Here is a 25585-nt window from a genome sequence, read left to right on the forward strand (position 1 = left end):
AATTCTCGTAAACCTTCACTTTGTTCTTTATCGGTCATAGGAAGCGATATTTTTAGGGAAAACAACAAAAAACTCATCCGAAAAGGGATGAGTTTTGTTAGTTATAGAAAATATTAGAATAATACCATTAATAAATTAAGATTTGGAACCTCTTTCCGGATTAGCCTTCATACGAATTCTTAAAAAGAAATCAATCAGCGGACGTTTAGTCTTACCGATCAAACCTGTAACTTCCGCACCGATCTGCAAGAAGAAGAGCATGATGCAGATGACTACGAAGGTAACCCAGTTCGCCTCGTAAAGAGCGGCAGAGGATTGAATAACAGCTAAAACTCCAAAAAATGCAGCAATACCATAAATAATGAGCACAGTCTGACGATGACTAAAGCCTAGCTCGCGAAGGCAATGATGCAAGTGACCTTTGTCTGGTGCAAAGATTGGTTTCTTCTGCAGCTTACGGCGCACGATCGCAAAGAACGTGTCTGACAACGGTACACCAATAATAAGCAAAGGTGTAATAAACGAAACCACGGCAATCTGTTTAAACCCTAGCAAAGCAAGTAAAGCTAAGCAGAAGCCTAAGAACAGCGATCCCGTATCCCCCATAAAAATCTTGGCGGGATGGAAGTTGAAGAACAAGAATCCGATTATGCTACCCAGAAGCAACAGGCATAACATGGCAACCATCGTGTTACCCATCAAGAAAGCCATTACCGCAATCGTAGCAATCGCAATCCCTGATACACCAGCAGCAAGCCCGTCCAACCCGTCAATCAGGTTAACAGCATTGGTGACACCAACAATCCAGAAAATCGTAAGCGGGATAGCAATCCAGCTTTCCAACGAAGAATACGTATTGTTAAATGGAATATTCACAAAATCTACAGTAATACCAAAACCGAAAACTACAATACATGCTGCGACAATTTGGCCCAGCAGCTTCAACTTTGCTGATAATTCAAATCGGTCATCCAAACCTCCGATAAGTACAATCAGTCCGCCGCCACACAGCAGCGCTTTGATGAAGTTGGCCTCCCGCGGAGTGAACTCATATGGAATAATCGGCAATACGGCAAGCAGGCCTAACACAAACGCCAGAAAAATAGCTAATCCGCCAAGGCGGGGCATAATTTTCGTGTGCACTTTACGAGCATTCGGCACATCTGTCGCACCAATCTTAATGGCGAATTTCTTCACCAAAGGTGTGAGGCCAAGTGCGAGTCCCATGCATACGATAAATCCAGCGATGTATATGATTAACATTTGATCAGTCGACCCCCATTTCTCTACCGCATTGAATTATACGCTGTTACAAAAACAAATTCCAATCCCTTTTTTAGGCTATTCATCTGATTTTCTAGGTGAATATCGGCATTTGACTAGACTTTTGTTACTTTATCTTTCTCACGCACCACTTTTAATGCGAATTTCGGCAACGCAAGCATTCTTTTGTACCGCGTAGGCTCTTTTAATAAACGGTACAACCATTCAATTCTCATTTTTTGGAAAACTTTTGGTGCTCTCTTGCTCTTGCCAGAAATTACATCAAAGCTGCCGCCGACCCCCATCATGATCGGAACACCTAACTTGGATTTGTGTTTTGCAATCCATGGTTCCTGACTCTCCGCGCCTCTGGCCACAAATAATAAGTCAGGATTGGTTTTAACAATTCCAGCAATAATTTCATCGTCCGATTCCGGACCAAAATAACCGTCATGATATCCTGCAATAATAACACGCGGATATTGCAATTGTAACCTTTCAGCGGTTTCCTGAATCACCTCAGGTGTAGAACCAAGGAGATATACCTTCCAACCATATCTTTCACCCTGTTGCATCAATTCATGTAACAGGTCAAAACCAGCTACCCGTTCGGTTACAGGCTCCTTACAATAATTAGCAGCCCATACCACACCGGTTCCATCTGGGACAACCAATTCAGCTGACTTCATTATCTCCATATAAGCTGGATCTTCCAAAGCAGCCATAACCATAATCGGATTAGCTGTAATCACTTGATGCGGGATACGGGTATGAACCGCCTCTGTCAAATAAGCAACAGTTGCTGCCATATCAACCTTGGAGACTCTAATCCCAAAAATAGGAACTGTAGGTACCGCGCTTTCTGCTTTCACTTTAGATCATCCTTTATGGTGAAAATATTCTACGATTTGCCGTGCTGGAGCCCCTGCTTCTTGAATCAACGAGGAGAGGATCGTCTCCCGCTCATTTCTCCATCCCTCTGCTGTTTCCAAAAGATGGCCTATCTCAGCAGCAACTTGTCCAGCATCTAATGATTGGGTCGTGCCCACAGGCTGACACCGAACTCTGTCTAGAAAATGATCAATTTTCGGATCATAAGAGATACCAATCAGCGGAACTCGCTGCCCTGCGGCATAAATCAGGCTATGAAGACGCATTCCGATCAGCACTTCACATTGCCCTACTTCCCGCAGCATGTGTTGCGGATGACTGGCATCTTCACAAATACTGACCTGCCCCCCATGCTGGCTTATATTTTCTTCCAGCTTCTCCATCACATAACGTGAGGCTTCAATATCAGATGGAAGATGAAACGGAAGGAATCTTAAATGCAATGGTTTTTCAAGATTCGCCTTAATCAAGCCTTGAGCAAGAGCGTCCAGCTCCTTGCGATCTTGTTCCCAATAACGTACCGAAATACCTACTACCGGAAGTGAATCTGAAGACTCTGGTAATTCAACAGCATCAGTCTCTTCAGGTAAAGATAAGCCCATCACCGGGTCAGGAACAACCTCTATGTTCTTCTGTTCTAATCCCATAGAAAGTAAAAGCTCGCGGGATTGTTCATCCCGCACAGAGATATAAGTACATTTGCGAAACACTGATTTGATTAATGGGTGGAAAAGCTTACGATGCACAGGTCCGATACCTTGAGCATAAATAAAGGTCGGTTTACCCATCCACTGCGCAAGCTTAATAATACCTAAATAGTAAGGAATACTCTTGCTTCCTGTTACATCTTGCAGCAAGCTGCCTCCACCGCTAATCAGACCAGAACTCTCATAAATAGCTTGACGGACTTCAACCAGCTTCATCCGGTGCACAGATTTCACTCCATATGTGGCGCTAGTCCACTCAGGATCGATGGACAAGACAATGGGTTCGATCTCTATACCTGCAGCTTGAGAATGTTGTTGTAGTGCAATCAATATAGATTGCAGTACCGCCTCATCCCCGCTGTTATGGAAACCGTAATAACCGGAAATAACTATCTTTTTAGGAGTGGCGACCATCGTTTCCAACACCCTTCTGCAATTTGCCATACGATTACGGCAATCACACCAATGATCAGTCCTAATCCAAGACCGAGCAAGCCACGAATGAGCGAGATCAGAACTGGCGAGTGAATATGAGCAAAGGTATCTACCATCGAGAGCTGACCGATTACAGCAATAATCATGATAAACGCTGCATTCCGATATCTAAAGGCCAAGAATGCGCCAAGAATTAATAACGGATGCGCTAGCAAAAACTCTTTATTACGCGGTCGAACGCCAACCGTATTTTCCAAGAATGTACGTAAAACCATTTCCAACGGACTCACACTGCCACCGTTACCTGTACGGGTCATGTAATAATAGCCAACAACCGCCAAAACAAAGGCAATAATAATCATCGCAAATGTGATTGGTGTCCGCAGCAGCTTACCTGTCTTGTTAAAGACAAAATCCCCGCGATACAAAAGCACGTAAAGTGCCACAAGACCGATAGGCGCCATATGAAGCAGACTGACACCACGGAACTGGTTGAGAACAAGGCTATAAGTTACATTATTAAGCAGTGCTATCATAAACGGCACAGCGCTCAAAGAGATCAGTGAAGTCTTAAAATAAAGCACTAAGCTATGTGTAAACCGGCGTTGCGGGCTCATAGCCTTATAGGTAAGGGGATTGCTCCGTAGAGGTGGCCCCATTTCATTAACCTTACGAATGGCAAGCACAACGGCAAGCGTTGGTGCACTTATCGCAGCGGCAAGCGCGAGCGCTTGTTCAAACATTTCAGGCTTCACTAGCATCAGGCCTGCACTTCCAATCAGACCTAACACCCAAGCAGCAAGCGTGAGCTGTGGAATGAAGTAAGAGACCAGCAGCGCCACTAAAGACACTGCTCCAACCACCGCAACTAGCTTAAAGTAACGTTGATAAGAGGAATCTACAACCTCAAATGCCGTAGCTTGTCCCAGTTTAAATCCATTGTCTTTAATCTGCTCAACTGCTCCGCCTGGTTCGCTTAGGCTGGTAATAAGGTTATCTAATGTATCTGTAACCTGTGCCTTAGCAGTATTTCTTGCAGGAATCGTGTTTAAGTAGATCATGCGGATATTCCGATCCTTTGTTGCCAGAGCGAAACGGTCCGAAATTACTTTTGGATCTAAGGCAGAATCTCCCTCACTAAGGGAATATAAACGTGTCACATTATAATCCAGCAAATAAGCGAGCCTGTTAAAGCCCTTTTGCTGTTTCTTAATATTCTCAATTGCTGCAATCCCCATTCCACGTTCCTTAAGGAGATTAGCAAAGTCAGTGATACTGCCAGTATCGGCATCATCATTAAACCCTTTAACAGACTCACCTTCAAATAGAATCCGTTTAACACCCAATTCCTCATAACGATCCAACAGCTTCTTTACCGTGGCTTCATTATAAGTCAGAGAATCCACAAGACGAGGTACAATACTGAATCCCTTGTTATGCAGCATGTCCAGTGTAAATGGATCGGGCTGGAGCGGCTTCAATGTAGCGTCTTCTAGCGGAGTCTCAATGATAAGCCCCTGCTGTCCGCGGAAACTCCAGTCTCTTGAATTAATCCCAAGATTACTAAATGCTTCTTTAATTACAGGCGCTAAAGTATCGCTGTAATCAGCACTGGTAAAAAGAATATAGGTATAGTTCTCATTTTCAGGAATGATCGTGTCCGTAAGATTAGCTATATCAGCCGCACCCCATATCATTAGACGACGCGCCTTACGGTAATCTTCCAATGTGCTTTCGTAAATCGCCATGCTCTGTACACCAGCGTCTTTAAGGCGATCTAACTGTTCGGAAATATAATCTTGTGGATTTGCACGATAGCTGGCTACATCAACCAGATCACGATAATCAAATACAAATTCTACTGTCTTGGAAGACTTCTCCGTCTGCAGTCGATCATAGACCACAGGCAAGGCTGCTATAACGCCAACCACAACTATGATCCACAGCCACTTTCGGGAAGTAATATTCCAACGTTGCCATTTTTGCCGCACCAAAAGTACCTCCTCTTTCGCTTTAAAAACTCTTTTAACAAAAGTAGAAACGGATCGTCATCCTTTTAGAGACGGTACCCGTTTCTACATAAAATATAATTCACAATATAGAAGGCACTCTATATTTATTATTGTCCCCCGTCAACGCGAGCCATAACCTGTTTCGACAGTGCAGCAACCTTGTCCTTAGCATTCTGCAGGGAGTCACCCACTACTGCAAAATAAACTTTAATCTTAGGTTCTGTGCCGGAAGGGCGCAGGCAGAACCAAGATCCGTCAGCCAGCAAATACTTCAGTACATTTTCCTTCGGCAGTCCATTTAAGCCCAGGGAATAATCCTGAATTTCTGTTACGGCAGATCCAGCAATTTCTTGTGGTGCATTAGAACGCCAATCATTCATGATTCCTTGAATTTGCGCAACGCCATCTTTGCCTTTCAACGTACGGGACTCCAAGCTTTCCAAGAAGTATCCGAACTGCTTGTACAATTCCTGAAGAACATCATATAATGTTTTGCCTTGAGCTTTATAATAAGCACCTGCTTCAGCGATAAGCATAGCAGCAAGAACAGCATCCTTATCACGAGCATAATTGCCTGCAAGATAACCATAGCTTTCTTCATATCCGAAAAGATATGTGTATTCTCCGGATTGTTCGAACTGGGTCATCTTTTCTCCAATATATTTGAAGCCAGTTAGCGTATTAAATACAGTTGCACCATAATGAGAAGCTACAGCAGCCCCCATTTCACTAGTAACGATAGTCTTTACAACCGCACCATTGCTAGGCAGCTTTCCTTGTTCCTGCAAACGACTCAAATAGTAATGAATCATCAGTGCTCCGGATTGATTGCCGGACAGAACAACAAATTTACCTTCATTGTCGCGAACTACAGCACCCATACGGTCTGCATCGGGATCCGTGCCAATCAAAAGGTCAGCATTCAACTCTTCGCCCAGCTTCATAGCCAGCGTAAAAGCTTCACGTTCCTCCGGGTTCGGCGATTTCACTGTAGAGAATTCAGAATCCGGCTGCTCTTGCTCAGGTACAACATGTACCTGGGTGAAGCCGATTTTCTCAAGTACACGGCGGACTGGCAAATTACCTGTACCATGCAGCGGAGTGTATACGATTTTAAAGTCTTTTCCAAGCGTAGAGGCAATCTCTTCACTTGCAAGACTGACCGCAGCAACAGTATCGGTAAACGCTTCGTCATCCTTCTCTCCTAGCCAGTGCAACAGCCCTTGTGCTTCAGCTTCTTCTTGCGAAATCCGCTTTACACCATCAAAAGTGTCAACCTCTAGTATGTAAGAAATGACCTTTTCGGCTTCGTGTGGTACAAGCTGTCCGCCTTCCGAATTATAGACCTTATAACCATTGTATTCAGGAGGGTTATGGCTCGCGGTGATTACAATACCACCCGTTGCTTTCAAATAACGCACGCTGAATGACAGCTGTGGTGTTGAACGAAGGGAGGTAAACAAATGCGCCTCGATGCCATTAGCAGCCAGTACAAGAGCAGCCTCAAGTGTGAATTCAGGCGAGAAGCGACGAGAGTCATGCGCGATAACAACCGAAGGTCTGCCTTCTCCAGTATGCTTTTCTAGAATATAATTAGCGAAGCCTTGTGTAGCTCTGCCAACAGTATAACGATTGATACGATTGCTGCCCGCACCAATAACCCCACGCAAGCCGCCTGTACCAAACTCTAAGTCTCTGTAAAAACGCTCTTCAAGCTCCTGTGGCTCATTCTCCAGAGCGCGAAGCTCTGCCTTTGTAGCCTCGTCAACAGAAGGGTCCTGCAACCAGCGGGATAATGTGTCTGCCGCTTTCGCACTTAATTGAGTCATATGAATCTCTCCTTTAGATATATTTATAGAAAAATAAAATATTTAGCTCAGAGCAAACATAATTTCTCCAGAGGCTACAACCTTACCTTCAACGGAAGCAGTAGCTTGTCCTTTTCCGATGCTGCCCTTAAGGCGGGTGATCTCTACTTCAAGAGTAAGTGTATCGCCCGGTACCACTTGACCACGGAAACGGAATCCGTCCAGCCCAGCTAAAAAACCGATTCGGCCGCGATTAGCTTCTACTCCCAGGATAGCAACCGCACCCACTTGTGCAAGGGCTTCTGTAATCAGTACACCCGGCATTACCGGATAGCCCGGAAAGTGACCTACAAAGAACGGTTCATTGATCGTTACATTTTTGATTCCTACAGCTTTTTTGCCCATTTCAATCTCGATAATTTTGTCCACCAGCAGAAATGGAGGCCGATGGGGGATGATTTCTTGAATTTGGTTGATATCCAGCATTATGACAAAACTCCTTTCGGATGTTGCACATTTTCTTTTATTCTTTGCCGAAATGCATAAAATTAGGCAGGTTCGGTAAAAACTATATTTATCCTTCACCAACTGCAGAAGTGGAGGTTGAGATAAGGGGCTTTCTCCACCGGATGCGGCAGCATGGCGGAGAGGGCCCTTTTTGCTGCCCGAGGCCCCCCACCATTATACATTTTTCAGCATAAAAAAGAAAACTCCCTTATATAACAAGGGAGTGGTTAAATCATCTTCATTTATGGAGCAAAAACCAAATCATATACATGTCTCCACGTGCTCCACTGCAGAGCATCGCTTAACTCTTTCTTACCCAGGACAACGTAACCGACGGCCAGACCGCCTCCAAGTGCAGCTACGAGAAGCAAGGGAATAAGAACCCATTGTATCATGGTCCATTTGGAGATCCCTCGTGAAGAGGGTTCTTTCTTCTCTTCCGATTTAACTTTTTCCTGTCGATCCATTCCTTCACCTCTACGCGCGCATGTTATTGGCTAGACCAAACATCTGATCACTGGACGAAAGTGCCCGAGCTACGAGTTGATACGTGCGTTGAATCTGCATCATTTCTGTCATTTCTGAGGTCATATCGACATTCGACTGCTCCAGCCATCCTGAGCGCACTCCAATTCCAGATGCCTCGCCTGCCGCTCTTTGTACAAAAGCCTGCTGTGCTGTAACCCCATCTGCAAGCATATAGAAATTCCCGTCGACAGCCTTTAAGGCATTCTGTGTCTTAGGTTCTACTATCATTATAGTACCCGCTACCTGAACAGGTCCATTCTCTGTCTTTTTTGTTAACACACGACCAGATTCATCGATAGCAGCATTCACACCTACAGGAACCGTTAGAGGTTTGCCCTCTGTATTTAAAACGGAGTTTCCTGTGTTATCAACCAATACCATCTTTTTGGCATCAGTCGTGTCAGGAATAAAGTGAAAATCACCCTGACGTGTATACGCCGTAGTACCATTGACCTGAACACCAAAAAGCCCGTTGCCCTGAATGGCTAAGTCGGTCGGACTCCCTGTTTCTTTAAGGGGTCCCTCTTCCCAATTCGTTGAGATCGAAGGCACATAAGTCCCAAAACCCATATTAAAGCCTAGGGGTGTAGAACGGCCCGGTTGGTCATAATCATCTGATTGCTGTTGTACACGAGTCAGCACGTCCTCAAAAGAGCCCTGCTTGCTCTTATAACCATTGGTATCCATGTTGGCTAGATTATCCGCTATAATATCAAGCCGCTGCTGAAGGCTCGACATGGAGACTGCTGCACTAATCGTTGAGTTGTTCATAGATCAAACCTCCTATAAGCTCTACCTGTAAAGCTCATTCCTAAGCACTGCCTATACCCTGCCAACTTCACTTACAGCCTTCTGCAAGCTGCCATCATAATATTGAACAATCTTCTGGTTCGCTTCATAAGCCCGATAGGCGGCATTCAAATCCACAGTAACCTGAGTAGGATCTACATTGGAGCTTTCCAGGTAACCTTGGCGTACTTGCATGTTATCTGTTCCGTTAGAGAAACGGATATCTGCCGCCTCTACATCATCAGCGTGAAATACACCATTACCATCACGTACAAGCTCCTGTGGCTTTGTTACTACACTCACACCAAGCTTGGTCCCTGTCGGAAGTCCTGTTACTGGATTAAGCAAATTACCCTGCCCGTCCACTTTAAGGGTGTCCTGATTTCCTGTCAAGACAAGGGGCTTGCCTGTGGAATCAAGAACCTTGAAGCCACCACTGCTCAGTACCTCTCCTGTAGCCGCGTTTATTGAGAAGCTCCCATTTCGCGTATACAGATTATTCCCTTCAGCATCCTGTACAGTAAAGAAGGCCTGTGGACGATAAACAACCTCACCCTCAGGGCTTACATATTTGCCTGAACCATCAAAGGAGATATTTTGACCTGTCACTGGATCAGCTACTTGCAAATCCGTAGATAAAGCAAAATCCATGGTCTTGCCGCTCTCCCTTAAATCACCCTGTAAATATTGGGATATCGATTGTTCTGCAAAAACCCCAGTGTTAAGGCGCCCCACTGGCTTTGTATTGCCATTACTCATAGCAGAGATCAGTACATCCGGAAAAGCATGATTGACACTGTCAACCTGCTTGTACCCCGTTGTATTCAAGTTAGCGATGTTCTGTGTTGCCGTATCATGTCTACGCTGCTGTGTAACCATACCTGCAGCGGCTGTATATAATCCTCTTATCATGAAGGTAGTCCCCTTCCGAATCTTTTGCTACCTTTTATATCGGCTGCTTAGAACTTTTTCTTAACGACCTTGTCCAAATTATCTAGCATTATTCCGGTTCCCTTAACTACACAATGCATCGGGTCTTCCGCTATCCACACCGGAACATGTAATTCTTCTGAGAGGAGCTCGTCCAATCCATTAAGTAAAGCGCCACCACCAGTTAGAACAACACCCCGGTCAATAATATCTGCTGATAGCTCAGGCGGTGTACGTTCCAGAACGGACTTAGCAGCTGCCACAATAGAAGAAACCGGATCCCATAGTGCTTCTTTTACCTCGCCTGAAGTAATAGTGAGCGTCTGAGGGAGTCCACTTACCATATCACGACCACGAATATCCATTTCAGCCTGCATCAGGCCTGGACGCACGGTGCCAATTGTAACCTTAATATCCTCTGCCGTACGTTCACCGATTAACAGCTTATACTTTTGTTTAATATATCTTAAAATGGCCTCATCGAACTTGTCTCCTGCGACTTTAATCGAAGAAGCGGTAACGACGTCGCCCATAGAAAGTACGGCTACATCCGTCGTTCCGCCACCGATATCGACGACCATATTCCCACTAGGCTGATAAATATCCATTCCCGCTCCGATTGCAGCGGCTTTTGGCTCTTCCTCCATAAAAACTTCCTTAGCCCCGCTCCGCTCTGCCGCTTCCCGTATGGACTTCTGTTCCACAGATGTAATATTTGTAGGGGCGCAAATCAGAATACGGGGCCGTGCGTACCAGGACCGGCCGCCAACGCGGTCGATAAAATACTTGAGCATCATTTCTGTGATTTCAAAATCTGCAATGACTCCATCCCGGAGAGGACGGATTGTTATAATATTTCCAGGTGTACGTCCAACCATGCGACGTGCCTGTTCTCCCACCGCAAGGACTCTCTTCGTATCACTTTCAAGTGTGACCACGGAAGGTTCATCCAGAACGACTCCCCTTCCTTTAACATGTATGAGCACATTGGCCGTGCCGAGGTCGATTCCGATATCCTTGCTAAACATAATGAAAGAGCCCCCAAAGTGTTATTTTAATTGAAAAAACAGCAGTTAGTACTAAATTTAAAAATACCATACTTTAGGGGAAGTACACAATGTATTAAAGCTGAATATTTCCTTAAATTTCCGAAAATCTCATGGCTTTGATGCTACAGCAACCTCACGTTTTTTCCCCGTCGATTTTTTATATTTGATTTTTGTGGCTTCTCCCCCCCGAAGATGTCGGATGGACTTGTGATATTCGAGAATGTGCTTCACCTGATCGGCCAGATCAGGGTTGATCTCTGGCAGACGCTCAGTTAAATCTTTATGCACCGTGCTCTTTGAAACGCCAAATTCCTTGGCTATGGTCCGGACCGTATGCCTGGTTTCCACGATGCAGCGTCCGATTTTGATCGTACGTTCCTTGATGTAATCGTGCACGCTCCCGCCTCCCAACTGTGGATAGTTTGGTACATTATATGAGGGGCGGGCTTATATATTCGCGCTTTCAAGACATGACAAGCTATGGAGGGCTCATTTTATTTAATGGACAACCTAATAACCCGTGTTATTAGCATGATGAAAAGCCGTCGTTCTCCCTTTAGGTCAACAACCGTTTCCCGCGTAAACAAAAGGCTCATCACAAACACAACCTTAAAAATCCTTATATACACAAAAAAATAGGGGGCTTTCGCCCCCTGCTATAGAAATTTTTATCGCTGTGGCAGTAAATCCGATGGATTGACTACTTTGCCATCTTCGTACACTTCAAAGTGTACATGATTTCCAAGGTCCTTTTCGATCTCACTGCGACCAGCTGTGGCAAGAGTATCTCCTTGCTTCACTACATCGCCTTGTTTAACTTTTGTTTCACCAAGACTTTGGTATACAGTCTTCAAATTACCTTGATGGGTAATTTCAATCACTTTACCTAATACCGCAACATCTTCCACTCTGGTCACTTCACCGCTGAGCGCTGCTTTGACATCGAACGTATTGTTGTCTTCACGGGCAATATCGATTCCGACATTAGGAATAAATTTGTCGTTATATTGCACCATAGCGGCAACGTGATTGTCCTCTGTACCATTCTCATCATAATACGGCTTAACTACTTCTACTTCACCTGGATTAGCTACTGGCCAAGTCATACTTTCCGTTGAAGCAACAACTTCAAGTGCATCTGGACCTCCGGTTGTTGTACCAGCTTCGTTAGCGGAAGTTCCTACTTGCTGCGAAGTGGCGGCAGTGTCCTGGTTGAGCGGCTTCTGGCCGGCATCCTGATAGACCCACACCAAGGTTAGTATAATTGCCGCTGCCGCCGTGTAGACTGCTGGGAATACCCAACGTTTAGATACCAGTCTGTTCCATGAAGAAGGTTTTGCACCAGGTAAATCTCCCTGAGTTTTTTTGAGAGATTCATCTTGGTTTGTTTTGTTTTTGTCTTGTTCATTCATATGGTTATCACCTCAGTAACCAGTGTTACCGGGGTTTTCTCTTTTATACGTATCTTTCAAGTTATTTTTTCAGAAGAGTTGAGATTTGTGTAAATGAGATACCACTATAATAGTGTTTGAGAATTTGGGTAGCAGTTCCACCCTCTTTAGCCATCCCATTTGCCCCCCACTGGCTCATCCCTACTCCATGCCCATTTCCGAAGGTCGTGATTAAGATCTTATTCCCCTTACGACTCCAACTGAATTGGCTGGATCGTAGGCCCAGCTTCTCTCTCACTTCACGTCCAGTAAATATAGAGCCTCCAATTGAGACCTCTTTAATCCGATGTCCAGTGGTAAGAGACAACACTTCCATAGGTAATCTCGAAGATGATGAAATCTTCGTTGTAGTTCCTGAATTGGTAGTTTCTTTGGAGGCTGGAATGACTTTATCGTTCAGACCCAATCTAGTAAGTATTTCAGCAACAGTAAAGGTGTTAGTCACTGCATAGTTTGGGGTAATCTCTTTCTCCCAAGGACTCGTCACGCTGCGCAGATAGGGAATCGCTGCATTCCAATACTCTTCTGAGTTCTCAGTATATCCTCCACTGGAGGCGAAAAAGGAGGCCGTTATCGGCTGCCCTTTATAAGTCATGATCACTCCGCGCGTCTCAAGGACCGCGCGCTGCAGCTTTGCAAGGTCGGCGCTTCTTCCACCGAGCTTCCATTGCCGTTCCAGCGTGTCCTTAGATATGTAAGCCTGATGGCTTACCGTATCGGTTACATCCGCCTCCGGAACGGGTACGCCGCTTCTGTCGCCAGCCACCAGGCGGCGCATGATAAAGGTGCGGGCCGCTACGGCCTGCGCTTTGAGCGCTTCAAGCTCAAAGTCGGCCGGCATCTCGGCCGCTAGCACGCCGCGGACGTAGTCCTCCAGCGGCAATGTCTCTATTTGTCCGCTGTGCGACAAATAGACAGAGACGTCCGGCTGCGGCGCTTCCTGCGCAGCCGTTTCCGGCGCCGCCGGAGGGGCCGTGACCGCCGGCACGGCCACAGGCGCCGGTTGTCCCCGGTGTAGCGGGACAACCGCCACCGGAATCAGCAGCGCCGCCAGGAAAGGCGCTGCGAGCCAGGCGACGGGGATGAGTCGCCTGCGCCGGGGAGCAAGGGGACGCGAGTGCCAGCGCGTTATCTTGTTTTTTCGCAAGTAGCGGAAATCTTTCATCTCTATGGCTCCCTTCCGTGAATCACTGGTGATTCTTATAGATATGAATTTGCAGCAACTGCTAGAACACAATTTGAGAGAAAGAGAGTTCCTGTCCTCAATCTATTACTAGACCACAAGCTATTAAATTGCATACAAAAAAATCCCCATCAGATGAGGATTCCATAAAAAAAGACCAAGCTGCAAACAGCAGCCTGGTCTCTCCTAATGATTGATATTATACCCAAGTTGGTTGAACCTGAAAGCGTGGTTTAACCTCTTCGTTTTTAGTCGATTCACTCTTGGATACTTCCGGTTTAAGAACTTCATCCTTCACGGTTTGCGCTGAAGTATCTTCCATGGAGATGCGCCAAATTTCCGCACCCAGTCCGGATAGTTTCTCAGCCAAATGAACATACCCGCGGTCAATATGATGAGTTCCGCTTACTTCAGTAGTGCCCTCAGCAACCAGACCTGCCAAAATAAGCGCAGCTCCCGCACGCAGATCCGTAGCACAAACCTTAGCTCCGACCAATTGTGCATTACCTGTAACGATCGCCGAGCGACCTTCGATCTTAATCTCAGCATTCATGTTGTGGAATTCATCCACATGCATAAACCGGTTCTCAAATACAGTTTCTGTAACGACACTGGTACCTTCAGAACGCAACAATAATGCCATCATTTGCGACTGCATATCCGTAGGAAAACCTGGATACGGCAAAGTCTTCAAATCAACAGCTTTGAGAGGCTTGTCACTGATTACACGAATACCGTTCTCGTCAGGAATAATGGTTACACCCATTTCTTCCATCTTAGCAATAACAGGACCTAAGTGATCTGCAATTGCGCCTTCCACATATACATCGCCACCGGTAATTGCTGCAGCCGCCATGTACGTACCTGCTTCGATACGGTCAGGGATTACATGATGTTTGACCCCATGCAGACGTTCTACCCCTTCAATACGGATAACGCCTGTTCCCGCACCGCGTACGATTGCGCCCATACCATTCAAGTAATTGGCCAGGTCGACAATCTCAGGCTCCTTAGCTGCATTCTCGATAACGGTCACGCCTTCGGCTAGTGTAGCTGCCATCATTATATTTTCGGTCGCACCTACGCTTGCTACATCCAAATACACTTTGGCACCGCGCAGGCGTCCGTTGCTTTTCGCTTCAATGTAGCCCTGGCCGAGACTAATCTCCGCACCCAGTGCTTCAAACCCTTTCAAATGCTGATCAATCGGTCGTGTACCAATGGCACAGCCGCCTGGCAGGGAAATTCTTGTCTGACCAAGTCTAGATAACAGTGGGCCCATGACTAAAAAAGACGCCCGCATTTTTCGAACCCATTCATAAGGTGCTTCACAGGATGTGATATTTGTAGCATCCACCTGGATAATATCGTTCTGATATGTAACCCCTGCACCCAGAGATTCCAGCATTTTTGATATCGTCATCACATCATCAAGCGGAGGTGCGTCTACAATGACGCTTACTCCTTCTTCTGCCAATAGAGAGGCGGCTATGATCGGTAATACGGAATTTTTTGCGCCGCTAACTTTCACGCTCCCGGTCAATCTGTTGCCACCGCGGACGATAAATTTGCTCATTTTCGGTTTCCCTCCGCGTCCATTATTTCTTAAATTATTTTTTTAGATTAAAGTAATTGCAAAAAAAGTTCTCTACTCCATCAATACGCCCATTTACTCGGGCATGTTCCTTAAAGTTCAGTGTTGACATAATAAAACCTTATTATTCGACACCTTTTGACCACTGCGACCTAAGACACTTATAACCAAACTACATCCCCTTAAAACATATATCGGATCATCCCACTCCAGCTCAGGTAATCCAGGAAGAACCCCGCTACAAAACGACCAAGTACAATGGCCAACAGCAAGTGCAGCAGCCTTCCCTGAGGACTCTTGGGATATCTTATGACCAAATCGAGCTTAAGGTTCTGCAATGCCCACCAAGATAATACAACACTGAGCAAAGATACAATCATTGAGACCATACTGCTGGTTCCAACTGCGCTAGACAACCCACCCGACAATATATCCTCCATGCTAACCCTCCGTGTTCGTATTACTCGGAAATCGACTCTTATATCATACTTGTGAAGGGCAAAAGAATCCAGTACTTTTACAAATTTTTAAACAATTCAACGCCATTATCCAAAATAATGAAGAAATTTTAACCTTTTTTCAATAGATTACTATAATAAAAAGCAGTCAAACCCTAAGGCTTGACTGCTTTTATCCTACTGTTGTCCTTTTCCAGTGGACACTTTAATCCGTGTAACAGCGCGTTGCAGCGCCAATTCCGCACGGCGGTGATCGATATCATCTTGTTTGCTCCGAGTCTGGAGACGGCGTTGAGCCCGTTCTCTAGCCGCTTCGGCGCGCTCAACATCGATATCTGTTGGCAGCTCGGCACTTTCAGCCAGCACGGTTACTTTGTCCTTATGCACTTCAACGAACCCGCCATGAACAGCGATGGAGATCGTAACACCGTCCGATTTGACGGATAACGGAGCAACCTGAAGTGGAGTCACAAGCGGAATGTGTCCCGGCAAAATACCCAACTCGCCTTCGACCCCTCTTACAATCAAGCTATTCACTTGCTTGGAGTAAACGAGATGCTCCGGCGTGACAATTTCCAACAAAAAGGTATTCACTTCCATTCCTCCTTAAAGCTTTACATTGTAAAGCTCGCTTCGAAAGCATGCACTAAGCTTTACGAAGTAAAGCTTGCATCGAAAGCATTAGCTAAGCTCAGGTTACATCGATTTCGCTTTTTCTACTGCTTCTTCAATCGTACCTACAAATAGGAAAGCTGCTTCTGGAAGATCATCATGCTTACCATCCAGGATTTCCTTAAAGCTGCGTACAGTTTCTTTGATTGGTACATATTTACCCTTAAAGCCAGTGAACTGTTCAGCCACGTGGAATGGCTGCGACAGGAAGCGTTCAACTTTACGAGCACGAGCTACGATAACCTTATCATCCTCACTCAATTCATCCATACCCAAGATGGCAATGATGTCTTGAAGCTCGGTATAACGTTGCAGCAATTGTTTAACACCTTGTGCCACGTTGTAATGTTCTTCACCAACAATTTCTGGAGCGAGCAAACGCGAGCTGGAAGCCAGTGGGTCAACCGCTGGGAAAATCCCCTTCTCGGAAATTTTACGCTCAAGGTTAGTTGTTGCATCCAAGTGAGCAAACGCTGTAGCCGGAGCAGGGTCAGTGTAGTCATCCGCCGGTACGTAGATTGCTTGAATCGATGTAACTGAACCTTTTTTAGTCGATGTGATACGCTCTTGCAGCTGGCCCATTTCAGTAGCCAGAGTCGGCTGATAACCAACCGCAGATGGCATACGGCCGAGAAGAGCGGACACTTCGGAACCCGCTTGGGTAAAGCGGAATATATTATCGATAAAGAGCAGCGTATCGCGGCCTTCCACATCACGGAAATATTCCGCCATGGTCAAACCGGTCAAAGCTACACGAAGACGTGCACCTGGAGGCTCGTTCATTTGTCCGAAGACCATTGCTGTCTTCTTAATAACGCCGGAATCCGTCATTTCGTGATAAAGGTCATTACCTTCACGAGTACGTTCACCGACACCTGCGAATACGGAAATACCACCGTGCTCTTGGGCAATGTTATTAATCAATTCTTGGATTGTTACTGTTTTACCAACGCCGGCACCGCCGAAGAGGCCGACTTTACCACCCTTAGCATAAGGTGCGAGCAAGTCGATAACTTTAATACCTGTTTCCAAGATTTCCGCTTGTGTTGACAATTCGTCAAATGTTGGTGCGAGACGGTGAATCGGGTTCTTTTTCTCAGCAAGAACTTCACCAGCGTTATCAATTGGATTGCCAAGTACGTTAAATACACGGCCTAATGTCGCTTCCCCTACAGGAACCGAAATTGGACCTCCTTGATCGATCGCATCCAGTCCACGAACCAGACCATCAGTAGAAGACATCGCGATACAACGTACCAGATTGTCTCCCAAGTGATTGGAAACCTCAAGTGTTAGGTTAAGCTGACGACCATTGTCCAAGACGGTTTCAATTTTGATAGCGTTGAAAATCTCGGGCAACTGGCCGCGTTCAAATTCAATATCGACAACCGGACCCATAATGCTTACAACGCGTCCTTTGTTCATCTTCTTTTCCCTCCTCGAAAGCTGTTACATCAAGAAGAAACGACGTTGTCGTCATATAAAGATGACAACCGTTTCTCGTAGAAATATAAGCATTTTGTATAGTGTAAAACCATACTTTCTTATATTTTAAGAAGAACTTACAGTGCCGTTCTTAAGGAGCTATGCACCCTAAGCAAGCGACACTGTTTCTCGTAAAACACAAGACAAGTTAAGCACTTAGTTTAACTTTTCTTGTATTTTAAGACTGCGCGTTCGCTCCGGCCACGATCTCGGTAATTTCCTGCGTAATTGCCGCCTGACGGGCACGGTTGTACGTAAGGGTAAGTTCTCCGATCATTTTCGACGCGTTCTTCGTTGCACTGCCCATAGCTGTCATTTTCGCACCCAGCTCACTGGCCTTGCCATCCAGAATAGCGCTATAAATCAAAGTTTCAGCGTACTTTGGAAGCAATACTTCTAGCACGCCTTCCGGTGAAGGTTCATATTCGTAGTTTGCAGAAGCTTCATGATGCTCTTGATTCCCTACTCCATCCATAGGCAACAGTCGCTCAACGGTTGGGATCTGGGTGATAGCATTGACGAATTGATTGTAACAAACATACAACTCATCATACGTACCATCTACAAACTGCTGTACTGCCGAATTCGCGATAGACTTGATGTCAGCAAACTTCGGCGCATCCGATAGCTCAGTAACTTCCTGTACAATCGGATATTCACGGCGACGTAGAAAGTCACGGCCCTTACGACCAATAACAAACAATGCGTACTCATCTTTGGACTTATGCTTCTCCGCGATGAGCATCGTCACCTTACGCAAAATATTAGCGTTGTAACCACCTGCAAGCCCTCTATCAGAGGTAACGATTAGATAACCAGTCTTCTTCACAGGGCGGCTAACCAGCATAGGGTGTTGAACACCTTCTGTGCCAGCAGCAATGCTCGATACAACCTCTTTTAGCTTCTCAGCATAAGGACGGGCGGCAATTGCCTTCTCCTGAGCTTTTCTCAGCTTGGATGCGGCTACCATTTCCATCGCTTTTGTGATCTGTCTTGTGTTTTGAACACTCTTAATTTGACGTTTAATATCACGCATGCTTCTTGCCATGATTTCACCACCTTAGAGCTTTGACGGAGTCAAAGCTAACTTCGTAAGCATCATCTTAGCTTTAACGGAGTCAAAGCTAACTTCGTAAGCATTCTCTTAACTTTGACGAAGTCAAAGCTACTTCATAAGCACAGCCTGAGCTTCGGCAGAGCCAAAGCTCACTTAGTAAAATCCGTTAAAGTCTATCTATATTAGCTAGTAGCGAAACCTCTTTTAAAGGTATCAATCGCTGCTTTAAGAGCGGCTTCGTTATCAGCTGTCAAATCTTTTGTATCCCTGATGGATTGAGCTACATCAGCAGCACTGCTATCCATGTAAGCAAGGAATTCCTTTTCAAAACGTTTTACGTCTTTAACTGGAATATCATCCAAATATCCTTTTACAGCTGTGTACAAGCTAAGCACTTGATGCTCAACAGACAACGGCTGATTCACACCTTGTTTCAGAACTTCCATCATACGTGCCCCGCGATTCAGACGGGCAAGTGTAGATTTATCAAGATCTGAGCCGAACTGTGAGAAGGCTTGAAGTTCGCGATATTGGGCAAGATCCAGACGGAGCGAGCCGGCTACCTTCTTCATCGCTTTGATTTGAGCGGAGCCCCCTACACGGGAAACGGAGATACCGACGTTGATCGCCGGACGTTGACCAGAGTAGAACAGATCGGATTCAAGGAAGATTTGACCATCTGTAATCGAGATTACGTTCGTAGGAATGTAAGCTGATACGTCAGATGCCTGTGTTTCGATAAATGGAAGTGCGGTTAATGAACCACCACCGAGCTCATCACTAAGCTTAGCTGCACGCTCCAAAAGACGGGAGTGCAAGTAGAATACGTCACCCGGGAATGCTTCACGACCCGGTGGACGACGAAGCAGCAAGGACAATTCGCGATAAGCCGAAGCTTGTTTCGAAAGGTCATCGTAAATGATCAGTACGTGCTCGCCCTTGTACATGAAGTATTCGCCCATTGCGCAACCTGCGTATGGAGCAATGTACAACAATGGGGACGGCTCGGAAGCCGATGCAGTTACAACGATTGTATATTCCAAAGCGCCATGACGGCGAAGAGTTTCTACAACCTGTGCTACTGTGGATTGCTTTTGACCAATGGCAACATAAATACATTTCATACCGTTGCCTTTTTGGTTGATAATCGCGTCAATTGCGATTGCAGTCTTACCTGTTTGACGGTCACCAATGATAAGTTCGCGTTGTCCACGACCGATTGGTACCATCGCATCAATGGCTTTAAGACCTGTTTGCATCGGTTCATGTACCGATTTACGATCGATAACACCTGGTGCATTATTTTCTACAGGACGGAATTCAGTTGTAGCAATTGGGCCTTTGCCGTCAAGCGGCATACCAAGTGCGTTAACTACACGACCGAGCAGAGCTTCACCAACAGGAACTTGCATAATTTGTCCTGTACGTTTTACTTGATCGCCTTCACGAATTTCCTTGTACTCACCCAGAATAACAACACCGACGTTGCTTTCTTCCAGATTGAGCGCCATGCCCACTACTCCGTTGGAGAACTCTAGCAATTCGCCAGCCATTGCGTTTTCCAGACCGTAGACACGGGCGATACCGTCGCCGACTTGAATGACGGTGCCGACTTCGGCAACTTCGATATCGGCTTTATATTCCTCAATTTGACTTTTGATCAAAGTGCTGATCTCTTCAGGTCTGATGCCCAATATCCTCACCCCTATCTTCTATGCTTATCATTAAAGGATTTCTCGAGACGCTCCAATTTGTTAGACAGACTGCCGTCATACAGCGTATCGCCGATATAAACTTTCAGTCCTCCCAACAGGCTTGGGTCCACCACATTCGTAATCCGGATTTTACGGTTTACGAGTTGGCCGAATTCTGCAGCTACAGCTGCTTTTTCTTCTTCACTTAAAGAATAAACAGAGTATACCTTAGCATCACCAATGCCAAGAGCGTCTCCTTCAATCTTGATATACGTATCCAGCAGATCGGCAAAAATATCGGTTCTGCCTCGCTCTACTAACAATTCTACAATGTTCATCACGATGGGAGAGAGCTTATCTTGAAGCGCTGTGCGCAGCACTTTCAGCTTGTCGGACTCCGAGATGCGCGGTGCAAGAATAAACCGCTTTATCTCTTGGTCGGAATGTAATAATCCAACCACTGCCTTGAGCTCTTCTTCTACTTCAAGGGTAATCCCTTTCTCTACCGCTGCACTGTACAATGCTCTAGCGTAGCGCTTGGCAACTACCGTATCGCGGCTCATGATTGGCCTCCTACCTCTTTGAGGTATTGGTTCACAAGTTGCTCCTGCTCGCCGTTAGCACTAACTTCTTTCTTAAGAAGTTTAGAAGCAATACGAACAGATGCCGTTCCAATTTCGCTGCGCAACTCTTCCACTGCTTTGTTCTTTTCGTTCTCGATATCGCGCACGGCCTCTTCTTTGACACGTGCTGCATCTGCTTTGGCTTGTGCCAAAGTTTGTTCTACCTGTAGATTGCTTGTGATTTGCGATTGTTGAATAATCTGTTGAGCTTCCTGGCGTGCACTGTTCAGCGCTTGCTTCTGCTCTTCCACATACGCGACCGCTTGTTCTCTAGTCTTCGCAGCTTCGTCCATTTGCTGCATTACCAGCTCACGGCGTTTCTCCATAACTGCAAAAAGTTTGCTGAACGCATACTTGCTAAGCAAGAAATATAAAATCCCAAAGGCGACAATTGAAAATACTATGTTTGTCCAAACAATATCCACTGAGGTCACTCCCTTCCGTTACCGCGTCATGCGGACGTATACAAAAGTAAGGCGCGGATGGCATCGGCCGTCCCCGCCAAACCGTAACTACGGTTTATTAAGTAAACATAATCAGGAATGCGATAACTGTTGCTGCCAACGGAATAACTTCGACGATACCTACACCAATAAACATTGTTGTTTGCAAAGCATTTTTCGCTTCTGGTTGACGAGCGATGGACTCAACTGTTCTACTAACGATCATACCGTTACCAAGACCTGCGCCAAGTGCACCCAATCCAACCGCTATTGCTGCTGCTAAAAATTCCATTTGTAAATATCCTCCTTTAATTTCGGTTCATATTTGTGTTTAATGATATAAGATATCTCCCACGAAGGAAAATCAGACGATAGCCGTTCTCTTCGCAGCAGTTCATTAATGTGCTTCTTCTTCGTGAATCGTCATCTGTGAGATATAAACCATCGTCAGAATCGTAAAGATAAACGCTTGTAGTGCCCCGACGAAAATACTGAAGCCCTGCCATACAGCCAGGAACGGAATACTGAGAATCCCCAGCTTCAAAATGACTGTAATCAGTACTTCTCCGGCGAAAATGTTAGCGAATAGACGAATAGCCAACGCTACAGGTTTTGCCAGGTTTTCGATAATGTTCAGTGGCAAAAAGATTGGAAACGGCTCGATGTAGTGTTTGAAATAATGTTTGCCGTTGAGCTTAATGCCCAGAAAGTTCATCAGTACAAATACTATGATTGCCAATCCTGCAGTGACGTTAATGTCAGCAGTTGGCGACTTGTACCATAAAATTTCTGCATGCTCACCATTCGCCAAGTTCTTAGTTGCTTCAATCACGTGGCCAAACACTGTTACAGGTCCATGCGCCTCAGTTACAACGGAGAAAGGCAATCCAAGTAGATTGGAAACAAAGATAAACAGAATCAATGTCAACCCTAAAGATATGTAAGGTTTTCCTTTCTTCAGATCCATGGCACTGCTTATGACACCCTCTACAAATTCCACAACCCATTCCATGAAGTTCTGAAGCTTGGATGGATTTTCAACGGAAAGCTTACGAACCGAAAGCATAACCAGAACAAACACCACTGTACAACTGATCAGAAGCATCAACACGGCGGATAAATCTATCGGTATTCCCCCGACAAATATTTTCGGCATGTCATGCATAGTATCATCCCCCTTTCTCTTTAATCTGGTTAAAGCTTATTCTTCACACTCAGATATATCCCCGCAGGAATGGCGAGAAGCTGAGGAATGAATACGCCCGAAACAGTTGCTACCAGGGAGAAATGCTCAATCTTGACCGAGAACATGGTGACCAAAATTGCGAAGCTAATCCGTGTAACAAAACCGAGGCTGAAGGCATTCCCTTCGTTGCTCGCAATCGACTGCGTAACCCGTCGAACCTTGACGGCCAGATAACGAAAGTTTACCAATCCCGCCACCAGACCCAGAGTCATGCCCAGTGTAATCGCCCGGGTCTCATGATGAAGCACCCAGCCCATTAAGAGTCCTGCCATAAGGACGAGCGTAACTCTAGTGACGGTATTGATCATGGGAGTCATATTATCCATTCTGCTCCCCCAAAAATTTTTTAATTAACAAGGCGACATTCACAATTCCCAGAATCATTCCAGTTATAGTGCCAATGGCGAGCCAATATTTCGGCCCCTCCATCAGGTCTTTCAGCCATCTTGCCGCAAAAAAACCAATAAGAATGTAAGCGGCAAGCAAAGTGCCTGCACTTCCAATGACAAGCGCGGTCTGTAACAAGCTGTCCTTGCTATTTTGTTCTTTCATGGGCTACAATCCCAACTAATTTTACTGAATTTCCTGAGTCTTTGTCAATTCATTGAACATTGCCTAAAAACCCTTGAAAACATGAAAATAATCACAGCAAAACGTTCCAAAACCATATAAACCGTACAGTTTCACTGTATGTTGATTTTAATCAGATCAGATATTAGTTTAATTGAAATTATTTATTTTTTGTGAACATTCTGTGAAACTCTTCAGGACGTTCCTTATTAACACCAAAATGGTGCAAAATCGCATTGACAATCCGTTGGGAAGCCTTGCCATCTCCATACGGGTTGGCGGCCCGACTCATCGACTGATAGAGCTCATTATCAGTCAAAAGAGCATGTGTCCGTTGATACACCTTCTCCTCGTCCGTGCCCACAAGTTCCAGCGTTCCAGCCTCTATCCCTTCGGGACGCTCCGTTGTATCACGAAGCACAAGAACAGGCACTCCATAAGAAGGAGCTTCCTCTTGCAGACCGCCGGAATCGGTCAATATCAAGTGGGTATGCGGATAAAAATTATGCAGGTCCACGACATCCAGCGGATCAATCAGCTTAATTCTCGGATGTCCTCCCAGTATCTCATGCGCAGGTTCCTTAACGGCAGGACTCGGATGCACAGGGTAAACAATGGCGACATCTTCGAATTCATCAGCGATTCTTTTAATAGCTCGGAAGATATTACGATGCGGTTCACCTTGAGATTCTCTGCGGTGAGCGGTCATCAAAATAAGTCTTTTTCCTGAAGCAAAATCCAAAACAGGATGCCGGTAATCCGGCTGTACGGTATATTGAAACACATCAGTTACGGTGTTGCCTGTGATATAAATACTTGATTCTTTTTTGTTCTCGTGTCTCAGATTGTTAGCTGACAAATCGGTTGGAGCGAAATGCAGATCAGCTAACACACCTGTGAGTTGACGGTTCATTTCTTCAGGATACGGAGACAACTTGTTCCATGTCCTAAGTCCTGCTTCTACGTGCCCAACCTGAATTTGCTGCAGGAAGGAAGCGTAACTAGCTAAAAACGTTGTTAAGGTGTCCCCATGCACCAGCACGAGGTCAGGTTTAACTTCTTTCAGTACAGGTTCCAAACCTTCAAGCACACGAATAGTAATCTCATTCAAGGTCTGACGGTCCTTCATCACGTCCAAATCGTAATCAGGGGTGATATTAAACACTTCCAACACTTGATCGAGCAGTTCTCTATGCTGTGCTGTTACACATACTATTGATTCGATATGCTCAGGATGCTTCTTCAGTTCAAGAACCAGAGGAGCCATCTTGATAGCCTCGGGGCGCACTCCGAAAATAGTCATTACTTTGATTTTGGACATAACCCCTACCCTCTCATCAAATATTCTCGCATTACTATACTTAATACTTAATTACTTATTACTTGGTTCCATAAAGACGGTCACCAGCATCACCAAGACCTGGCACGATGTAACCATGTTCATTCAAATGATCATCAAGCGCTGCTACATAAATATCAACATCCGGATGAGCTTCCTGAACTGCTGCAACACCTTCTGGCGCTGCAATCAAGTTCATCATTTTGATTTGTGTACAACCACGGTTCTTCAGTGAGGTAATCGCAGCAATTGCGGATCCGCCTGTAGCAAGCATCGGGTCAATTACTATCAACTCACGTTCCTGTACATCCGTTGGAAGCTTGATATAATATTCCACTGGTTGAAGAGTGTCTGGATCACGGAAAAGCCCTACATGTCCTACTTTAGCCGCAGGTAGAAGCTTCAGTACACCTTCAAGCATACCTAAACCCGCACGAAGAATAGGAATAAGCCCCAGCATTCTTCCCGAAATCACTTTGCTTTCCGTCTCAGTGACGGGTGTTTGTACCGTAATGGTCTCTAGTGGAATATCACGTGTAATCTCATAAGCCATCAATGTGGCAACTTCGTCAACATGTTCTCTGAAATCCTTCGTGTTTGTTCTAACGTCGCGAATAAATGTTAGTTTGTGTTGAATTAAAGGATGATCGCAAATCACCAATTTTCCCATTTACTGTCCCTCCGGTAATTGTAAGTCTTGTCTATAGCCATAGAAAGCGCTTTGCTTCTCAGTGGCTAAATCCTGTCTATTATAGCACTCCCGCCGCTGCATTTCACCTCAGAATGGTACTTGAACTCACATTGAACATATTCCTTTGTATTTCCTTGTTTTTAAAGGTAATGATTGGCTT

General features: G+C 45.4%; 27 protein-coding genes. All 27 read right to left on the reverse strand.

The annotated features are described in order from the left end of the window. Window positions 1-135 precede the first annotated feature (135 nt). A complete protein-coding gene (locus MHI25_RS28930) occupies window positions 136-1263 on the reverse strand; it encodes an MraY family glycosyltransferase (RefSeq protein WP_036681523.1) in 1128 nt (375 codons plus the stop codon). 116 nt (window positions 1264-1379) lie between these two features. After that, window positions 1380-2135, reverse strand: coding sequence for a WecB/TagA/CpsF family glycosyltransferase (locus tag MHI25_RS28935; protein ID WP_340394698.1), 756 nt, complete (start codon window positions 2133-2135; stop codon window positions 1380-1382). Between the two features lie 6 nt (window positions 2136-2141). Further along, on the reverse strand, window positions 2142-3275 hold the full coding sequence (gene csaB / locus MHI25_RS28940; RefSeq protein WP_280753238.1) for a polysaccharide pyruvyl transferase CsaB: 1134 nt from the start codon (window positions 3273-3275) through the stop codon (window positions 2142-2144). Then, on the reverse strand, window positions 3251-5287 hold the full coding sequence (locus MHI25_RS28945) for a DUF5693 family protein (RefSeq protein WP_076219972.1): 2037 nt from the start codon (window positions 5285-5287) through the stop codon (window positions 3251-3253). Before MHI25_RS28945 ends, csaB begins: the two co-directional genes overlap by 25 nt. A 128-nt stretch (window positions 5288-5415) precedes the next feature. Continuing rightward, window positions 5416-7137 carry a phospho-sugar mutase gene (locus tag MHI25_RS28950; RefSeq protein ID WP_076219973.1) on the reverse strand — a complete coding sequence of 574 codons (1722 nt, stop codon included), beginning with the start codon at window positions 7135-7137 and terminating at the stop codon, window positions 5416-5418. Window positions 7138-7179: 42 nt separating this feature from the next. Continuing rightward, the gene (gene fabZ, locus MHI25_RS28955) at window positions 7180-7602 is read right to left on the reverse strand and encodes a 3-hydroxyacyl-ACP dehydratase FabZ (protein WP_036681536.1); all 423 of its coding nucleotides are present in this window, start codon (window positions 7600-7602) and stop codon (window positions 7180-7182) included. 263 nt (window positions 7603-7865) lie between these two features. Then, a complete protein-coding gene (locus tag MHI25_RS28960) occupies window positions 7866-8090 on the reverse strand; it encodes a DNA-directed RNA polymerase subunit beta (protein ID WP_081393511.1) in 225 nt (74 codons plus the stop codon). A gap of 10 nt (window positions 8091-8100) precedes the next feature. After that, the gene (locus MHI25_RS28965) at window positions 8101-8922 is read right to left on the reverse strand and encodes a flagellar hook-basal body protein (protein WP_076099680.1); all 822 of its coding nucleotides are present in this window, start codon (window positions 8920-8922) and stop codon (window positions 8101-8103) included. Window positions 8923-8973: 51 nt separating this feature from the next. Continuing rightward, complete coding sequence (locus MHI25_RS28970; RefSeq protein ID WP_038573634.1) at window positions 8974-9852, reverse strand: flagellar hook-basal body protein; 879 nt, start codon at window positions 9850-9852, stop codon at window positions 8974-8976. A gap of 47 nt (window positions 9853-9899) precedes the next feature. Continuing rightward, window positions 9900-10898 (reverse strand): rod shape-determining protein, encoded by a 999-nt coding sequence (locus tag MHI25_RS28975; RefSeq protein ID WP_036681546.1) that lies wholly within the window; start codon window positions 10896-10898, stop codon window positions 9900-9902. A gap of 129 nt (window positions 10899-11027) precedes the next feature. Continuing rightward, complete coding sequence (gene spoIIID / locus MHI25_RS28980) at window positions 11028-11315, reverse strand: sporulation transcriptional regulator SpoIIID (RefSeq protein ID WP_036681548.1); 288 nt, start codon at window positions 11313-11315, stop codon at window positions 11028-11030. 272 nt (window positions 11316-11587) lie between these two features. Continuing rightward, complete coding sequence (locus tag MHI25_RS28985) at window positions 11588-12331, reverse strand: M23 family metallopeptidase (protein ID WP_076123922.1); 744 nt, start codon at window positions 12329-12331, stop codon at window positions 11588-11590. Between the two features lie 61 nt (window positions 12332-12392). Then, window positions 12393-13535, reverse strand: coding sequence for a stage II sporulation protein D (gene spoIID / locus MHI25_RS28990; protein WP_340394699.1), 1143 nt, complete (start codon window positions 13533-13535; stop codon window positions 12393-12395). Between the two features lie 217 nt (window positions 13536-13752). Next, on the reverse strand, window positions 13753-15129 hold the full coding sequence (gene murA, locus MHI25_RS28995) for a UDP-N-acetylglucosamine 1-carboxyvinyltransferase (RefSeq protein WP_076123926.1): 1377 nt from the start codon (window positions 15127-15129) through the stop codon (window positions 13753-13755). Between the two features lie 200 nt (window positions 15130-15329). Continuing rightward, window positions 15330-15587: a DUF1146 family protein gene (locus MHI25_RS29000; RefSeq protein ID WP_036681556.1), complete on the reverse strand. Its 258-nt coding sequence runs from the start codon at window positions 15585-15587 to the stop codon at window positions 15330-15332. Window positions 15588-15782: 195 nt separating this feature from the next. Continuing rightward, window positions 15783-16199, reverse strand: a complete 417-nt coding sequence (locus tag MHI25_RS29005; RefSeq protein WP_036681559.1) for a F0F1 ATP synthase subunit epsilon — start codon at window positions 16197-16199, stop codon at window positions 15783-15785. 102 nt (window positions 16200-16301) lie between these two features. Continuing rightward, on the reverse strand, window positions 16302-17702 hold the full coding sequence (atpD, locus tag MHI25_RS29010) for a F0F1 ATP synthase subunit beta (RefSeq protein ID WP_036681562.1): 1401 nt from the start codon (window positions 17700-17702) through the stop codon (window positions 16302-16304). 238 nt (window positions 17703-17940) lie between these two features. Beyond that, window positions 17941-18810 carry an ATP synthase F1 subunit gamma gene (atpG, locus tag MHI25_RS29015; protein ID WP_036681564.1) on the reverse strand — a complete coding sequence of 290 codons (870 nt, stop codon included), beginning with the start codon at window positions 18808-18810 and terminating at the stop codon, window positions 17941-17943. Between the two features lie 191 nt (window positions 18811-19001). Next, on the reverse strand, window positions 19002-20513 hold the full coding sequence (gene atpA / locus MHI25_RS29020) for a F0F1 ATP synthase subunit alpha (protein WP_036681566.1): 1512 nt from the start codon (window positions 20511-20513) through the stop codon (window positions 19002-19004). An 11-nt stretch (window positions 20514-20524) separates the two neighbouring features. Further along, a complete protein-coding gene (locus MHI25_RS29025; RefSeq protein ID WP_076123928.1) occupies window positions 20525-21076 on the reverse strand; it encodes a F0F1 ATP synthase subunit delta in 552 nt (183 codons plus the stop codon). Then, window positions 21073-21561, reverse strand: a complete 489-nt coding sequence (gene atpF, locus MHI25_RS29030) for a F0F1 ATP synthase subunit B (RefSeq protein ID WP_076123930.1) — start codon at window positions 21559-21561, stop codon at window positions 21073-21075. The genes MHI25_RS29025 and atpF overlap by 4 nt, the downstream gene beginning before the upstream one ends. A gap of 97 nt (window positions 21562-21658) precedes the next feature. Then, window positions 21659-21871 (reverse strand): F0F1 ATP synthase subunit C, encoded by a 213-nt coding sequence (atpE, locus tag MHI25_RS29035; RefSeq protein WP_036681574.1) that lies wholly within the window; start codon window positions 21869-21871, stop codon window positions 21659-21661. A gap of 105 nt (window positions 21872-21976) precedes the next feature. Continuing rightward, on the reverse strand, window positions 21977-22744 hold the full coding sequence (atpB, locus tag MHI25_RS29040; protein WP_340394700.1) for a F0F1 ATP synthase subunit A: 768 nt from the start codon (window positions 22742-22744) through the stop codon (window positions 21977-21979). 29 nt (window positions 22745-22773) lie between these two features. Continuing rightward, on the reverse strand, window positions 22774-23151 hold the full coding sequence (locus MHI25_RS29045) for an ATP synthase subunit I (RefSeq protein ID WP_036681578.1): 378 nt from the start codon (window positions 23149-23151) through the stop codon (window positions 22774-22776). Then, window positions 23144-23377: an AtpZ/AtpI family protein gene (locus MHI25_RS29050; protein WP_036681579.1), complete on the reverse strand. Its 234-nt coding sequence runs from the start codon at window positions 23375-23377 to the stop codon at window positions 23144-23146. The genes MHI25_RS29045 and MHI25_RS29050 overlap by 8 nt, the downstream gene beginning before the upstream one ends. A 178-nt stretch (window positions 23378-23555) precedes the next feature. Beyond that, window positions 23556-24716 carry a UDP-N-acetylglucosamine 2-epimerase (non-hydrolyzing) gene (wecB, locus tag MHI25_RS29055; protein ID WP_076123932.1) on the reverse strand — a complete coding sequence of 387 codons (1161 nt, stop codon included), beginning with the start codon at window positions 24714-24716 and terminating at the stop codon, window positions 23556-23558. A gap of 58 nt (window positions 24717-24774) precedes the next feature. Continuing rightward, window positions 24775-25404, reverse strand: a complete 630-nt coding sequence (upp, locus tag MHI25_RS29060) for a uracil phosphoribosyltransferase (protein WP_036681583.1) — start codon at window positions 25402-25404, stop codon at window positions 24775-24777. Between the last annotated feature and the right edge of the window lie 181 nt (window positions 25405-25585).

The sequence above is a fragment of the Paenibacillus sp. FSL E2-0177 genome, from assembly GCF_037992975.1.
GTDB lineage: Bacteria > Bacillota > Bacilli > Paenibacillales > Paenibacillaceae > Paenibacillus_AQ > Paenibacillus_AQ odorifer.